This window comes from Domibacillus sp. DTU_2020_1001157_1_SI_ALB_TIR_016, assembly GCF_032341995.1.
Classification (GTDB): Bacteria; Bacillota; Bacilli; order Bacillales; family Domibacillaceae; genus Domibacillus; species Domibacillus indicus_A.
On sequence record NZ_CP135439.1, the window covers coordinates 1,321,008 to 1,335,090 of the forward strand.

Below are 14,083 nucleotides of genomic sequence, written 5' to 3' on the forward strand. Positions count from 1 at the left end.
GAGTGAGGAAATTTACTAAGAAAAGAAGGCGTATATGATGGCAAAAGAAACATGGGCTTTTCTTGATACTGGAAATCAAAATGCAGCTTATAATATGGCTGTGGATGAGGCGCTGCTTGATTGGCACAGCAAGGGCCTGATCCCGCCCGTCGTCCGCTTTTATGGCTGGGAGCCGGCGGCGCTGTCCATTGGGTATTTTCAAAAAGCGGAAAAAGAAGTGGATTTTGACGCTGTCCGAAATTATGGGCTTGGCTTCGTGCGCCGTCCGACTGGCGGAAGAGGCGTGCTTCATGAGCATGAGTTAACGTACAGCGTGATTGTGAGTGAAGAGCATCCAGACATGCCGACAGGTGTAACAGAAGCATACCGGGTCATTTCTGAAGGCGTGCTTCAAGGATTCCGTAAGCTTGGACTTGCTGCAGAGTTTGCTGTCCCGCGGACAGAGGAGGAAAAAGCAAGTTTAAAAAATCCGCGTTCAAGCGTTTGTTTTGATGCGCCAAGCTGGTATGAGCTTGTCGTTGAAGGAAGAAAAGTGGCGGGAAGCGCGCAGACCCGGCAAAAAGGGGTAATCCTGCAGCACGGCTCTATCCTGCTTGATTTGGATGAAGACAAGCTGTTCAGCTTGTTTCACTATCCAAACGACCGGGTAAAAGAGCGGATGAAGAAGGCGTTTGGAAACAAAGCAGTTGCGATTAATGCGCTGCGGGCTGAACCGGTAACGCTCGATGAAGCACGTGTTGCATTCAAACAAGGGTTTGAAGAAGGGCTCAATATTCACCTTGAACCGCTCGTTTTAACAGATGACCAAAAACATCAAATTGAAACAATTCAAAGAGATCGGTATGAAAATCCGGATTGGAATTTTCGCAGATAAAAAGAAGTTCGACAAAATTATTTTTTTTGCTTTTTTCTCTTTGATTTCAAGGCCTGCCAGAGGATGAGCAGAAGGGCGGCTGCTTGACAAACCGCAAGATCTAAATCAATATATAGAATATAAAATTGAAAACAAACACAATATATTGTGTTTGTTTTCGCTTTTTTTCAACAGAATACAAAAGGAGTTGTTTCCATGTCTGCTACGTCCGCTAAGGTTATGTCACTGAACGTCGACCAGTTAAACAAGGACATCAGCATTTTCCCGCAGGTTTTCCCGATCACGCCGGAAATGAACATTACACACAAAGGCGTTTCCCGCCTGGTTATGATTGACCGATATTCATTTAAAGATACTGAAAAAATTACCCTGTCTGAAGGCGACTTTGTTGTTTTAACAATTAAAGAAGATCCTAAATTCCCAGCTCGTGGGACAGGCTTTGTCGTATCGCTCGACCGAGAAGCGAAAAGAGCATCGATTTTGATTGATGAAGAATACCGCAGTGCGATCGATGATCCAAAAGAAGCAGAAACAGGTATTATTCACCGCAGTCTTGATGTGATTGAAAAACCGCTTGAAGTTTTTTACGAGCAGATTGCTAAGCGCAATGCAGCAGGGCTTTCATCTGTTGAAAAAACAGACGAAAAGAAAAAAGAATGGTTCGATAAATTTTATAACGAACTTGTAAGCTTAAACTTTATTCCGGCGGGCCGTGTGTTATACGGGGCGGGGGCAGACACAGACGTGACGTATTTTAACTGTTATGTGATGCCATTTGTAGCTGATTCACGTGAAGGCATATCTGAGCATCGTAAGCAGGTAATGGAAATTATGAGCCGCGGCGGCGGTGTTGGAACGAACGGCTCCACTCTTCGTCCGCGCAATACCCTTGCCCGCGGCGTAAACGGTAAGTCATCAGGGTCAGTTTCGTGGCTTGATGATATTGCCAAGCTGACACATCTTGTTGAGCAGGGCGGATCGCGCAGAGGTGCTCAAATGATTATGCTGGCGGATTAATGTTTTTATGCTAGTCCGCGCCGTTCAGACAATGAACGGCAAGTAAACTGGGTGAATTGCAGGAAAGTCCTTAGAGGCGTTCAAGCTACAACGTGACTGGAAACGGTGAGCGTGAAATGCTTAAAAATTGAACGCATTGGATAATCTGCAGCCAAGCACCGTTTAAGGTGAAGGTTCAACGACTATCGAAAACACTAACGTGGAAGTAGAGTAGAAAAGCATAATGCTTTTCGAAGCGCCCAGCCCCTAACAGGTGATGCTGAGGGTGATGATATAGTCTATCCCGTCTGCAAAAGCAGAGTTAAAGTATCCTGAAAAGGACGGTATAATAGTGGCATCCTGACATTGTAGAATTTATTATTTCAAAAATGCAAAACCCGCGTATTTTGCGCTACCTTCTTGAAAATACAGAAGACGAGCAAATCCAAAAAGCGGCAAAGGATAAATTAAACTTTAAGCCGCTGACTGAGCGCGAAGAGCAAATGTACCAGGGTGTGGTGAATTACAAAAACATCCCGGGCTATGGCGGCTTCAGTCCTGAAATTATCAAAGAAGCGGAAGAGAAACTTCGCACCGGCGGAACATACAGCGTTCATAACGCTGAGTTTTTAACAGGTGCCAATATTTCAATCTGCCTGACGAATGAATTTATGGAGGCAGTGGAAAAAGATGCGGATTATGAGCTTCGTTTTCCGGCTGTAGAAACGTACGACAAAGAAGAAATGGCCTATTACAACGAAAATTGGCACAAAGTCGGCGATGTCCGTGAATGGGAGCGCGAGGGACATAAAGTTCGCACGTACCGCAAAATTAAAGCGCGCGAGCTATGGAATTTAATCAATGTCTGTGCAACCTATTCAGCAGAGCCAGGCATTTTCTTTATCGACAATGCCAATGAAATGACCAATGCAAAAGCGTATGGCCAGCAGGTTGTTGCAACAAATCCATGTGGTGAGCAGCCCCTTGCACCATTTTCAGTCTGCAACTTAGCAGCCGTTAACCTTGCTGAAATGGCGGACAAGGATTCGAAAACGGTGAACTTTGATAAGTTAAAACAAACGGTTCGCACAGGTGTCCGTATGCAGGATAACGTGATCGATGCGACACCGTATTTCCTTGAGGAAAACAAAAAACAGGCGCTCGGTGAACGGCGGGTTGGCCTTGGCGTAATGGGACTAGCGGACCTGCTTATTTATTGCGAAAAAGAATATGGTTCTCCAGAAGGAAATGCCCTTGTTGACCAGGTGTTCGAAGCGATTGCTGTAACAGCGTACGAAACGTCTGTAGAGCTGGCAAAAGAAAAAGGCAGTTTCCCATTCCTTCAGGGAGAAACACAAGGTGAAACCAATCGTCTTCGTGAGGCATTTATTGATACAGGCTACATGAAAAAAATGCCGGATCATGTACGGGAAGCTATTCTTCAAAATGGTATTCGCAATTCGCATTTGTTAACTGTAGCACCAACGGGCTCTACTGGAACGATGGTGGGTGTATCAACGGGATTGGAGCCATATTTCTCCTTTACGTACTACCGCAGCGGACGTCTTGGTAAATTTATTGAGGTCAAAGCGGATATTGTAAAAGACTATCTGGAGCGCAATCCGGAAGCAGATCCGGATCAATTACCGGATTACTTTGTAACGGCGATGAGCCTGGCACCAGAGGCGCATGCAGATGTTCAGTGTGTGATTCAACGGTGGATTGACAGCTCTATCTCCAAAACCGTAAACGCACCGCGCGGCTATACAGTTGAGCAGGTAGAAAGCGTGTATGAGCGTCTTTACAAAGGCGGGGCAAAAGGCGGCACGGTTTATGTAGATGGAAGCCGTGATTCCCAGGTTCTTACGCTGAAAGCAGAAGAAAACACGTGGGATGAAGAAGAGAAAACAGAACCGAAACAACATGAAAACCACGTTGTTTTAATTGATACGATTCAGGATCTTCGTTCAACGAATGTGACAATTGGCAGTGAAGTCGGCAATACTTGCCCGGTCTGCCGCAAAGGAACAGTAGAAGAGCTCGGCGGCTGCAACACATGTACGAACTGCGGCGCCCAGCTGAAATGTGGATTATAAGAAAAAGAAGGCCTCCAAAAAGCCGCCCTTGAATAAAAAGGGCGGCTTTTTATATATTGCCGGCAATAAAAAACCCTGCGCGGATATCCGGCAGAGTCATTCAGAAGAAGCTCGGGAGCTTCGCTTTCCTTTATTTCCTTGAATAAGGGTTAAATGTGAGGCTTTCTTGCGGCGGGCTGCTTTCTTTTTCGGCTTTCCTGTCGTGAAAGCAACAGATGGTTTCGATTTAAAACCTGTTTTTGTGGCGTAGCGTTTTTTGGATTGTTTCACAGCTTTAGAGTAAGCGCGGTTTTCGCTGTGATTTCCTCCAGTCCGGTTACGCATAAACAGCCGGAGCAAGAACATCACAATCGCAACAGTGATTACAGCAAAAGCAATTTGCTGCACGAGCTGCCCGGGAGAGGTGATCATCATTGACACAAGACCAATGGCAGCGAGTGCAGTAATGACGGAAACGACAACAGTGCGAACATTCATTAAAGCCACCTCCCGGAAAAATAGTGTTACTTACATATTAGACAATTTCGTCTGCTTTTAATCCTTTTTCAGTACTTTCTTCAATGGAAATTAATTTCTTGAAAGAGGCGATCGCCACTTCCACTTGATCATCTGATGGATCCTTTGTGGTTAAAAGTTGAAGCCAAAGTCCAGGATACCCAAGCCACTTTAAGCCGGGAACATCACGAACTTTGTTTGTGAGCTGCAGAACCTCAAAAGAAAGGCCAAGCACAACAGGAATAAGAGCAAGCCGGTTAAGCACTCGTACATAAAATGGCTCAGTCGGTACAAGCATATACACAAAAACACCAACAATAACCGTAAATAAAATAAAGCTGGATCCGCAGCGGTAATGAAGCCGGGAAGAGGCCTGCACATTCTGCACAGTCAGCGAAAGCCCGTTTTCATAAGCATTTATTACTTTATGCTCCGCTCCGTGATATTGGAATACACGTTTAATAAGCGGCGTCATCGAAATGGCCCAAATGTAAACAAGCAGCAGGAGTAATTTAAACAGCCCTTCTACCAAGATCTGGGCCATATCACTTTGAAAAATAGGCCTTGTCAGTTCAGCCAGGCCAACCGGTACAAGGGTAAAAACAAATTTTCCAAACAGGAACGATAAAATCCCAACGAGCGCTACCCCAAACATAAGGGTAAACTTCGACGGCTCTTCTGCTTTTGCTTCTTCTTCACCCGGCGGGACATCATACCGGTCATTGGCAAAGTTTAAATGTTTAGACCCTGTCGCAGCAGCTTCTAAAATGGCAACGATACCGCGAAGAAGAGGAATTTTTTTTATTGTCTGGAGGGCGGGGCGAATCGTGCGGGGCAGATGGAAATATTCAATGGATCCATCGTTGCGCCGTACGGCGGTAACCGTATGATTTTTTCCGCCGAACATAACACCTTCAACAACGGCCTGCCCGCCATACACCGGCTTTTCATTACTCATGTGTTCGTTCCTTCTTTCGTTCATCCTTTAGCAAGGACGTATAGTAATCATATTTTAGCGATAATCCGGCTAAAATAAAAGCGGGACCTGCTTGAAGGAGGAAAGAAATGATTCGAACCAACAATTCTAAACATTCTGATTATTCAAGGCGTATGATAAGTGAGACCGGCGTGATGGCAGGCCTGCTGCTGCTGCTATTCAGCTGGCTTTCTTATACCTTTCATTTTATGAACTGGAACCCTGTCTTTATGCTTGCTGTTTTCCCGCTGCCGCTGCTTGTAAAATACGGAATTGCCTTAGTGATAAGTGTGCTTATTTCTATTGTACTCTCTTTATTATACTATGCGCTGTTCCGTAAAAGAAAGCCCTTCACCGTTGGAATTTCCATAACTGTTTTCTTTTTTTTGTTTGTTTTTTTCGGTGCTGACCGGTCACTTCTGCACCTGGTCACCATTTTTTCTCTTTTGCTCGGTTATTTCCTGTTTATCAGCCTCACAATTTCCTGGCATTACGAAAGAGCCAAGTAGTCAGAAGCCGGGCAAATATGGTAAACTAGTCGGGAAAATGAATAGCCGGGGGATAAGAAATGAAGAAAATTTTGCTTATTAATGGGGTAAACCTGAACCGGCTTGGAAAGCGTGAACCGCATATTTACGGAACGACGACGCTTGCCGAGCTTGAGGAACGGCTGATCAAACGCGGGGCGCAGGCAGGCGTGGAAGTGGTAACCTTTCACTCCAATTTTGAAGGAGAAATTGTGGAGCGGCTTCATCTAGCAGAGGATGAAGGAATGGATGGGATTATTTTCAATCCCGGCGCATTCACACACTACAGCTATGCTATTGCTGATGCAGCAGCAGGGATTAACGTACCGATTGTAGAAGTACATATTTCAAATATTCATAAGAGGGAAGCTTTCCGGCATCATTCAGTTACGGCATCTCACGCGGTAGGACAGCTGTGCGGCTTTGGGCTGTATGGCTACGAAATGGCACTCGACTTTTTGGTAAACAGGGAGGGCTGAGAAAATGGGACAGATTGAAAAGCTGCGCTCAAAAATAGCTGAGCAGGGACTGGATGGCTTGTTTATTATGAGCCCTTATAATCGCCGCTATGTGAGCGGGTTTACCGGTACATCAGGCGCTGTGCTCGTTACAAGTGAAGAAGCCGTTTTTATGACCGATTTTCGTTATACAGAGCAGGCAGCAAAGCAGGCAGCTGGATTTACGATCGTCCAGCATACAAAATCGATTTTCGAAGAAGCTATGCAAAAAGCAGAAGCACTTGGTGTAAAGACGCTTGGTTTTGAAAAAGAATACGTTTCTTACCAGGAGTTTGAATTGCTTCAAAAGTATTTCAACGGGACACTCAAGCCGGTGGCAGGAATTGTGGAAAACTTGCGCTTGATTAAGACCGAACCAGAGATTAAGATATTAAAGGAAGCGTGTGACATCGCAGATGCAGCGTTCAAGCATATTTTGGATTTTCTAAAGCCGGGAGTAAGAGAAATTGATGTATCGAATGAACTTGAATTTTTCATGAGAAAATGCGGTGCAGATTCTTCCTCTTTTGATATTATTGTTGCTTCAGGTGCCCGCTCAGCTTTGCCGCACGGTGTAGCGAGTGAAAAGGAAATCCAGTCAGGCGACTTTGTTACGCTTGATTTTGGCGCATACTATAAAGGATACGCATCGGACATCACCCGTACAGTAGCGGTTGGAGAACCATCCGAGCAGCTAAAGGAAATTTATGCGATTGTATTGGAAGCGCAAATGGCTGCGGTAGATCAAATCAAGCCTGGAATGACAGGTGCCGAGGCAGATGCTGTAGCACGCGATATTATTTCATCAAAAGGATATGGAGATGCATTTGGCCACTCCACTGGCCACGGCCTTGGCCTTGAAGTGCATGAAAGTCCGAGACTCTCGGTAACAAGTGATAAACCGCTCGAATCCGGTATGGTTGTAACAGTGGAACCGGGCATTTATTTGCCGGGTATCGGCGGCGTCCGGATCGAAGACGATATCCTGCTTACAAACAGCGGGAATGAACGGCTCACACATTCTGCTAAAGAACTTATTATTTTGTAAAAACCCCAGGAGGAACACACATGATTTCAGTAAACGATTTTCGTACAGGCTTAACGATTGAAGTAGACAACGGCATTTGGCGCGTTGTAGATTTCCAGCACGTAAAACCAGGAAAAGGAGCAGCGTTTGTTCGTTCAAAGCTGCGCAACCTTCGTACGGGTGCCATTCAGGAAAAAACATTCCGTGCCGGTGAAAAAGTAGGAAAAGCACAAATCGACAACCGTCGTATGCAATACTTGTATGCAAACGGCGACCAGCACGTGTTCATGGATAACGAATCATATGAACAAATCGAAATTCCAGCATCTCAAATTGACTATGAGTTAAAATTCTTGAAAGAGAATATGGAAGTATCCATTATGATGTTTGGAACAGAAACACTTGGTGTAGAACTTCCAAACACAGTAGAATTAAAAGTAACAGAAACAGAACCAGGCATCAAAGGCGATACAGCATCAGGCGGTACAAAGCCGGCAACTGTAGAAACAGGACTTACTGTAAACGTGCCGTTCTTCGTAAACGAAGGTGACGTACTGATCGTAAATACAACAGATGGATCATATGTATCGCGTGCATAATAATTTTTTAGGGCGTACCTGACAGGTATGCCCTTTTTATTTGCGTTCTGTCCTGCTTATTCGTACGATGAAAGAAGATAAAGAGAAAGAAGGTCGATCGTATTGAATATGAAAGAAAAAATCGAGCCGCTGATTCCGGCCTTTCAATCTAGAGAACCGGCATTAGACGAGCTGAATTCTTTTCCGTTTGAAAATATAAAAGATTTAAAGGAGATCGGCTATACAAAAGCGATGCTTCCGCAAAACGGAGGAATGTCACTCGTTGATTTTATCCAGCATCAGGAATTGATCGCAAAAGGATGCGGGGCAACGGGTCTTTCAATTGGGTGGCACACCGGCATCCTGATGGAATATGCAGAGTACCGGCACTGGAACCCGGCGATTGCTGACTTTCTTGTAGAAGAAATCCAAAACGGCAAACTGGTCAATGCGGCAGCAAGTGAACGCAATGCAGGAAGCCCGCTTCGAGGGGCACGATTTAAAACAAATGCCGTTCGTGACGGCCAGGAATATGTAATCAACGGGGAAAAAACATTTACCTCTGCAGCGCCCGTCTTGGATTACGTATTTGTCTCTGCATCGATTGGTGAGACAAAAGAGGCAGCTGTGTTTCTTGTACCAATGTCTGCCGAAGGAGTTTCCATACGGGAAACGTGGGACAGTGTAGCCATGCGTGGAACAGCGAGCCATGATTTACTTCTCGAGAATGTGAGAATTCCAGCTGATTATATTGTGGAGAAGCTTGATCATTCCCAGCGGCTTCGCCGAAAAGGGTCTCTTCTTCACATCCCGGCTTGTTACATTGGCATTGCCGGTGCCGCCCGTGATTATGCGCTCAAGTTTGCGGCCTCTTATACGCCGGCTGCACTCGATCACCCGATCGGCGAATTGCCGGTTATGGAGCAGTCTATTGGTGAAATGGAAACCAAGCTGATGGCTGCCCGTCAATTTTTGTACCGAACGGCAGAGCTGTATGACCGGGAACCAGAGAATCCGATCGGTCCGCAAATGGCCGCCGCAAAAGCGTTTGTAACCAACACAGCTATTGAAGTAACCGATATAGCCATGCGGATTGTCGGTGCCAGAAGCTTGTCTGCGAAAAACCCGCTTCATCGGTACTGGCAAAACGTTCGTGCAGGCCTTCATAATCCGCCAATGGACGATATTGCTTACCGGACGCTTGCTCAAAGTGCACTGGCGCAATTTCGCTCATAAATATTAAACCGCCAATCTCTTGGCGGTTTTTTTCATGGATAATATGCCTTCTTCAGTCATACAATGTGAAAAGAGCGGAAGGAGGCGGCGGATTGCCCTATAAAACCATTATTCCTTATTTACCCGAATCGACGTTACAAGCTGTCAGTCCTCTTTTGAAAAGCGACCCGGCGATTGAAGAAATCCGGCTTCGAACCGGGCAGCGTATAGAGCTGTCAGGACCAAAGCCGTACGTGCTGTCCACTTGTTTTTCCGAGCAGGACCGTGCCGCGTTTGTTCATAAAATTACCAAACATTCTGTATACCGGCTTGAGGAGCAATTAAAGCGCGGTTATTTAACAATCGAAGGAGGACATCGAATCGGTCTGGCGGGACAAGCTGTTTTAAAAGACGGAACGGTGTCTTCGATGACAAACTTATCATTCTTCAATATTAGGATCGCCAAGCAAAAAAAAGGAGCAGCTCTTCCGTTGCTGGCATCTTTATGTGAAGACGGATGGAAAAGCACACTGCTGATTGGTCCCCCAAGGTCCGGTAAAACAACGCTTCTGCGGGATATTGCCCGCATTGCGGGTACGGGGGAGGACAAGCGGAATATAAAGCCGGTGAAAACATGCATCGTCGATGAAAGATCTGAAATTGCCGGCTGTCTCTATGGGGTTCCCCAGCTCGACGTTGGCATGAAAACAGATGTACTCGATGCATGTCCTAAATCGGAAGGCATGATGATGATGATCCGTTCGATGAGCCCGGAAGTTTTGATTGTGGATGAGATTGGACGGCCAGAGGATGCGCAGGCGCTTTCTGAAGCCCTGCATGCAGGCATTGCGGTGATTGCCACTGTTCATGCACGCTCCTTAGAAGAAGCGCTCCGCCGTCCCGTTATTCGCCATATTAAAGAAAGCGGCTTGTTTGATACGTATATTGAGGTAAACCGGGAGCATGGCTTTACGATTTTAAAAAAGGAAAGGCAAGCGGCCGGATGAAGTGGGCAGGGGCTCTTTTTATTATCGCAGCGAGCTTGTTTATCGGCTGGCACAAGTCCAGGTCATACGGGGAGCGTGTTCGCCAAATTCGCCAGTTTGAAACAGCCCTAATGATGCTTGAGTCTTCTATTGCTTATGGTGCTGAATCGATGGAAACGGCTGCGCGCTCTATTTCCCAAACGATTGAAAAGCCTGCCAATCTGGCTTTTGCAGAATTTGCTGAAGCGCTGGCCGTCTCAGAAAAAAGTGCCGGTGATCTTTGGTCCGCTGTTTTAAAAAAGCAGGGAACCGGGCTGGCATTGAAAAAAAGGGACTTACAGGTTGTAGAACAGGCAGGCTGTATGCTGGGGACTGTAAACCAGACGGCAGAAGCGAGAAAGCTCCAGCTTGTTTTAAAGCAGCTTGAAAAGCAGCGGGAGGAAGCAGCCATCGAAGAAAAAAGGCTTTCCGGCATGACACGGTCCGTCAGCCTGCTGTGTGGACTTATGACAGCCATTTTGCTCCTATAGGGTGGGTCGATAGATGGATATGGACGTGGATTTACTGTTTAAAATTGCAGGCATTGGCATTGTCGCTGCTTTTCTGCACACCATTTTAGACCAGCTTGGAAAAAAAGAATATGCCCAGTGGGTCACGCTGTTTGGCTTTGTTTACATTTTATTTATGGCGGCTACTATTGTTGGCCAGCTGTTTGAAAAAATCAAATCCGTATTTTTATTTCAATGACAGGAGCGGTGGATCATTGCCATTACTCATATTGCCGCTATTATACTCGTCGCTGTTTTTTTAGCCATTCTGCTTCAGGAGTATAATCCGGGTTTTTCTTTGCTGTTTGTTCTGTTTACGTGCAGCATTCTTTTATTTCAATTTGCAGACGAAATGGCCAAACTGATTGCGGCCGTCCGGAAAATGGCTGCCTATGCAGGCGTGGAAACCCTTTATATTGAGACCGTTTTAAAAGCGGTCGGCGTAGCCTTTATATCGGAATTTATCGCTAATATTGCGAAAGATGCCGGTCAGCAGGCGCTTGCGGCAAAAATGGAGATAGCCGGGAAAATTATTATTTTAGCGCTTATCCTGCCGATTTTGACCATTTTGATTGAAACAGTGTTAAACATGCTTCCAGGGCGGTGATCCATGGGATCTATATGGCAGCCGATAATGGAGCAAGCGGATTTATCGGCGCTTGAAAAAAGGTGGAGCGAATTAAAGCAGCTGTACGGCCCTTTTTTGCCAAGAAAAATGGAGTTTGATTCCGGAAATATTGATTTAGCTGCTTTGTTTTCTCCCGAAAGCTGGATGTCGGCATTGAAGTCTTACGTGCTTTTCGAAGTCACCACACACGCGCAAAGCTTAGCCATTATTTTTTTGCTGTCCATTTTGGCAGCTGTGCTTAAAACAGTAGGACAAGCATTGGAAACGCAGACGGTAACGAAGACAGCAGAAGCCGCCGTATTGATACCGATTTTTATACTGGCGATGGGCACATTCCGGCTCGCTGTCGAGTCTATTTCGGGTGCGGTAGAGCAAATGACCGTTTTCATGATGGCCTTTATGCCGGTCTTGATCGCTTTATTGACGATAAGCGGCGCTGTAGCCTCTGCTGCTTTATTCCCGCCGCTGCTTCTTTTTATGATGAACGCGTCCGGCATTTTAATTGACCAGATTATTTTGCCGTGCTTGATCTTCTCGGTTGTTTTCAGCCTGGTCAGTTTGCTTTCCGACCACTACAATGCCGATCGGATTGCTGCACTCCTTAGAACGGTCAGTATCTGGCTTCTCAGTGCGTTTATGACGGTGTTTCTGACCATTTTAACTTTAAGGGGTGTGACTGCTGCGGCGGCAGACGGTTTAACCGTCAAAACAGCAAAATTTATAAGCGGTACGTTTGTGCCGGTTGTAGGGCGCATGATGGCGGATGCCGCGGACACGGCTTCCGGGGCCGCTTTAATGATTCACAATACAGCCGGTGTGGCCGGCATTGGGCTTTTGGCGCTGACGGCTCTTTTTCCCGTCGTAAAACTAATGGTGCTCGTCATCCTGTATAAGGCATCTGCCGCCGTGCTGCAGCCGCTTGGCGACTCAGCGGCTGCGTCACTGCTGGATATTATCGGCAAAACGATGTCATTTATGCTGGCTGCGCTGGCACTCGTGTCTTTTATGTATTTTCTATTCATGGCCGCTGTTGTAGCGGCTGGAAATGCCGCTTACATGATGAGGTGAGGAAATGCAGGGGCTTTTTGACTGGCTTGCATCAGTGCTGGCACTTCTTTTATGCGCTTCTATCGTAGACATGTTTTTGTCCGAATCACCGATGAAAAAATATGTCAGGCTGGCGGCAGGACTTGTGATCATGGCCGCCCTGGTCAAGCCGCTATTTTCTGCTGATTGGTCCTTTTCTTTTTCGAATGAACGAACCGTTTCTTCGTTTGAGCAGGAAACGAAACAGCAGGTCGAGCAGTTGTCCGGTGTTTCTGAACTGGCTTCTGATACCTATGTCAACCAAGCGCTGCAGCAGGAGGCACAGGCGACTGTTTCTGCTTTTTCCTCCTGTGAAGTAACCACTGTTGAAGCAGAAGTGGCAGAAGAGCAAGTAAAACAGGTGGACATAGAGATGAAAGGGCAGTGCCCGGAACAAGAAATTGAGCGCCGTTTAACGGAAAAATGGAATATTGGGGCTCATCAGCTGAATATGGTGATGGAAAAGGAGGAAACAGGAGGTGGCTGACCGGCAATCGCTTTTAACATGGTGGAAAAATGGAAAAGCGGACAAGCCGCTGAAGTGGGCAGCAATCATGCTGGGCGCCGGCATCGCACTGATGGCGCTTAGTGATTTAACCGGACCGGAACAACCGCCTGAGAAAGAAGAAAGCAAGCCTGCTGCTGTGAATACAGAAGCGGATTGGAAAAAAAGCTACGAAACAGAATTAACAGACGTATTAAATAAAATTGAAGGTGTCTCGGATGTTTCAGTAGTCGTGAACCTGGCTTCTTCTGAACGAAAGGTATACGAAAAAAACATTGTTTCTTCCGATGGAGAAAGTGAAAGCACGAGGGATGAACAAATCGCTCTTGTGCGGGATGGCGATGTAGAAAGTCCGGTCATGATTGAAACGCGCAGGCCGGATATTCAAGGAGTACTCATTGTTGCCGGAGGGACAGAACGGGCTCAAGTCAAAAAAAGGGTGGTAGAGGCGGTCACACGGGTGCTTGGTGTTCCGGTGCACCGCGTAGCCGTCATGCCCGGAAAATCAGGAGGGAAAAACTAATGCCGAAAAAACAAACGGTTTGGCTGTTTACAATGGTTAGTTTAACGGCTGTGCTTGGTGTGTATTATATGACCGGTCCGGAGAAGCTGCTGCCAGCCTCTACCCTTGAGGAAAAAGTGTCAGAACCGGAAAAAGAAGTAGATGTAGCCGTCGAAGAAACGCCAACGGATGAAGTATTTGAAATGATCCGGCTTGAAGCGGAAGAAGAGCGCAGCCGCTTAAAAGAAGAATTAACCGCTAAAGTAGCTTCTGCGGACCTGTCAGCGGAAGCAAAAGATGAAGCTTATACAACGATACAGGAGCTCGATGAGCAGGCTGCAAGCGAGCGGATGCTTGAGACGGTAATTAAATCAAAAGGGTATGAAGACGCACTCGTACGAACAATGGATGGAGAAGTTCGGATTACCGTCAAAGCGGACAGCCATTCCACCGAAGCCGCCAATGAGCTGATTCGGCTTGCCAAAGAGGAAATGGGCGACAAAATGCCTGTTTCAGTAGAATTTGAACCCTTAAAATAAAAAAAGCT

General features: G+C 46.3%; 16 protein-coding genes and 2 pseudogenes. 16 read left to right on the forward strand and 2 right to left on the reverse strand.

The window, feature by feature from the left end; genetic code table 11:
- The first annotated feature begins 37 nt into the window (after positions 1-37).
- The 3 genes and pseudogenes from RRU94_RS14565 to RRU94_RS14575 form a co-directional block, all read left to right on the forward strand.
- Positions 38-874, forward strand: a complete 837-nt coding sequence (locus tag RRU94_RS14565; RefSeq protein WP_315695187.1) for a lipoate--protein ligase family protein — start codon at positions 38-40, stop codon at positions 872-874.
- A 195-nt stretch (positions 875-1,069) separates the two neighbouring features.
- A pseudogene (locus tag RRU94_RS14570) lies at positions 1,070-1,888 on the forward strand (ribonucleotide reductase N-terminal alpha domain-containing protein); the annotation flags it as partial.
- Positions 1,889-2,223: 335 nt separating this feature from the next.
- Positions 2,224-3,966 (forward strand): annotated as a pseudogene (locus RRU94_RS14575) (vitamin B12-dependent ribonucleotide reductase); the annotation flags it as partial.
- 96 nt (positions 3,967-4,062) lie between these two features.
- Here RRU94_RS14575 and RRU94_RS14580 read toward each other — a convergent pair.
- Positions 4,063-4,443, reverse strand: a complete 381-nt coding sequence (locus RRU94_RS14580; RefSeq protein ID WP_315695189.1) for an SA1362 family protein — start codon at positions 4,441-4,443, stop codon at positions 4,063-4,065.
- A 37-nt stretch (positions 4,444-4,480) separates the two neighbouring features.
- Positions 4,481-5,419, reverse strand: coding sequence for a DUF1385 domain-containing protein (locus tag RRU94_RS14585; RefSeq protein WP_315695191.1), 939 nt, complete (start codon positions 5,417-5,419; stop codon positions 4,481-4,483).
- Positions 5,420-5,526: 107 nt separating this feature from the next.
- Here RRU94_RS14585 and RRU94_RS14590 point away from each other — a divergent pair, with 107 nt between their 5' ends.
- From RRU94_RS14590 to RRU94_RS14650, 13 genes are all read left to right on the forward strand, one after another.
- Positions 5,527-5,946 (forward strand): hypothetical protein, encoded by a 420-nt coding sequence (locus RRU94_RS14590; protein WP_315695193.1) that lies wholly within the window; start codon positions 5,527-5,529, stop codon positions 5,944-5,946.
- A gap of 59 nt (positions 5,947-6,005) precedes the next feature.
- Positions 6,006-6,443: a type II 3-dehydroquinate dehydratase gene (aroQ, locus tag RRU94_RS14595; RefSeq protein ID WP_315695195.1), complete on the forward strand. Its 438-nt coding sequence runs from the start codon at positions 6,006-6,008 to the stop codon at positions 6,441-6,443.
- 4 nt (positions 6,444-6,447) lie between these two features.
- Positions 6,448-7,509, forward strand: a complete 1,062-nt coding sequence (locus RRU94_RS14600) for a M24 family metallopeptidase (protein WP_315695197.1) — start codon at positions 6,448-6,450, stop codon at positions 7,507-7,509.
- Between the two features lie 20 nt (positions 7,510-7,529).
- The gene (efp, locus tag RRU94_RS14605; protein ID WP_242233510.1) at positions 7,530-8,087 is read left to right on the forward strand and encodes an elongation factor P; all 558 of its coding nucleotides are present in this window, start codon (positions 7,530-7,532) and stop codon (positions 8,085-8,087) included.
- A 108-nt stretch (positions 8,088-8,195) separates the two neighbouring features.
- The gene (locus tag RRU94_RS14610) at positions 8,196-9,302 is read left to right on the forward strand and encodes an acyl-CoA dehydrogenase family protein (protein ID WP_315695975.1); all 1,107 of its coding nucleotides are present in this window, start codon (positions 8,196-8,198) and stop codon (positions 9,300-9,302) included.
- Between the two features lie 92 nt (positions 9,303-9,394).
- Positions 9,395-10,288, forward strand: coding sequence for a stage III sporulation protein AA (gene spoIIIAA, locus RRU94_RS14615; RefSeq protein ID WP_315695201.1), 894 nt, complete (start codon positions 9,395-9,397; stop codon positions 10,286-10,288).
- Positions 10,285-10,797: a hypothetical protein gene (locus tag RRU94_RS14620; protein ID WP_309087539.1), complete on the forward strand. Its 513-nt coding sequence runs from the start codon at positions 10,285-10,287 to the stop codon at positions 10,795-10,797. The genes spoIIIAA and RRU94_RS14620 overlap by 4 nt, the downstream gene beginning before the upstream one ends.
- Before the next feature lie 13 nt (positions 10,798-10,810).
- Positions 10,811-11,014: a stage III sporulation protein AC gene (gene spoIIIAC, locus RRU94_RS14625; protein WP_242233513.1), complete on the forward strand. Its 204-nt coding sequence runs from the start codon at positions 10,811-10,813 to the stop codon at positions 11,012-11,014.
- Between the two features lie 99 nt (positions 11,015-11,113).
- Positions 11,114-11,422 carry a SpoIIIAC/SpoIIIAD family protein gene (locus tag RRU94_RS14630; protein ID WP_251271010.1) on the forward strand — a complete coding sequence of 103 codons (309 nt, stop codon included), beginning with the start codon at positions 11,114-11,116 and terminating at the stop codon, positions 11,420-11,422.
- A gap of 3 nt (positions 11,423-11,425) precedes the next feature.
- On the forward strand, positions 11,426-12,511 hold the full coding sequence (gene spoIIIAE / locus RRU94_RS14635) for a stage III sporulation protein AE (protein WP_251271009.1): 1,086 nt from the start codon (positions 11,426-11,428) through the stop codon (positions 12,509-12,511).
- 4 nt (positions 12,512-12,515) lie between these two features.
- A complete protein-coding gene (locus RRU94_RS14640; protein WP_315695208.1) occupies positions 12,516-13,016 on the forward strand; it encodes a stage III sporulation protein AF in 501 nt (166 codons plus the stop codon).
- Positions 13,009-13,557, forward strand: a complete 549-nt coding sequence (locus RRU94_RS14645) for a stage III sporulation protein AG (RefSeq protein ID WP_315695210.1) — start codon at positions 13,009-13,011, stop codon at positions 13,555-13,557. Before RRU94_RS14640 ends, RRU94_RS14645 begins: the two co-directional genes overlap by 8 nt.
- Complete coding sequence (locus tag RRU94_RS14650; RefSeq protein ID WP_315695212.1) at positions 13,557-14,075, forward strand: SpoIIIAH-like family protein; 519 nt, start codon at positions 13,557-13,559, stop codon at positions 14,073-14,075. Before RRU94_RS14645 ends, RRU94_RS14650 begins: the two co-directional genes overlap by 1 nt.
- The last annotated feature ends 8 nt before the right edge of the window (positions 14,076-14,083 follow it).

Bases quoted from the DNA above. Each gene is read 5' to 3' on its own strand.
- RRU94_RS14565 (WP_315695187.1), top strand. From the start codon at position 38: ATGGCAAAAGAAACATGGGCTTTTCTTGATACTGGAAATCAAAATGCA.
- RRU94_RS14580 (WP_315695189.1), bottom strand. From the start codon at position 4,443: ATGAATGTTCGCACTGTTGTCGTTTCCGTCATTACTGCACTCGCTGCC.
- RRU94_RS14585 (WP_315695191.1), bottom strand. From the start codon at position 5,419: ATGAGTAATGAAAAGCCGGTGTATGGCGGGCAGGCCGTTGTTGAAGGT.
- RRU94_RS14590 (WP_315695193.1), top strand. From the start codon at position 5,527: ATGATTCGAACCAACAATTCTAAACATTCTGATTATTCAAGGCGTATG.
- aroQ (WP_315695195.1), top strand. From the start codon at position 6,006: ATGAAGAAAATTTTGCTTATTAATGGGGTAAACCTGAACCGGCTTGGA.
- RRU94_RS14600 (WP_315695197.1), top strand. From the start codon at position 6,448: ATGGGACAGATTGAAAAGCTGCGCTCAAAAATAGCTGAGCAGGGACTG.
- efp (WP_242233510.1), top strand. From the start codon at position 7,530: ATGATTTCAGTAAACGATTTTCGTACAGGCTTAACGATTGAAGTAGAC.
- RRU94_RS14610 (WP_315695975.1), top strand. From the start codon at position 8,196: ATGAAAGAAAAAATCGAGCCGCTGATTCCGGCCTTTCAATCTAGAGAA.
- RRU94_RS14620 (WP_309087539.1), top strand. From the start codon at position 10,285: ATGAAGTGGGCAGGGGCTCTTTTTATTATCGCAGCGAGCTTGTTTATC.
- spoIIIAC (WP_242233513.1), top strand. From the start codon at position 10,811: ATGGATATGGACGTGGATTTACTGTTTAAAATTGCAGGCATTGGCATT.
- spoIIIAE (WP_251271009.1), top strand. From the start codon at position 11,426: ATGGGATCTATATGGCAGCCGATAATGGAGCAAGCGGATTTATCGGCG.
- RRU94_RS14640 (WP_315695208.1), top strand. From the start codon at position 12,516: ATGCAGGGGCTTTTTGACTGGCTTGCATCAGTGCTGGCACTTCTTTTA.
- RRU94_RS14650 (WP_315695212.1), top strand. From the start codon at position 13,557: ATGCCGAAAAAACAAACGGTTTGGCTGTTTACAATGGTTAGTTTAACG.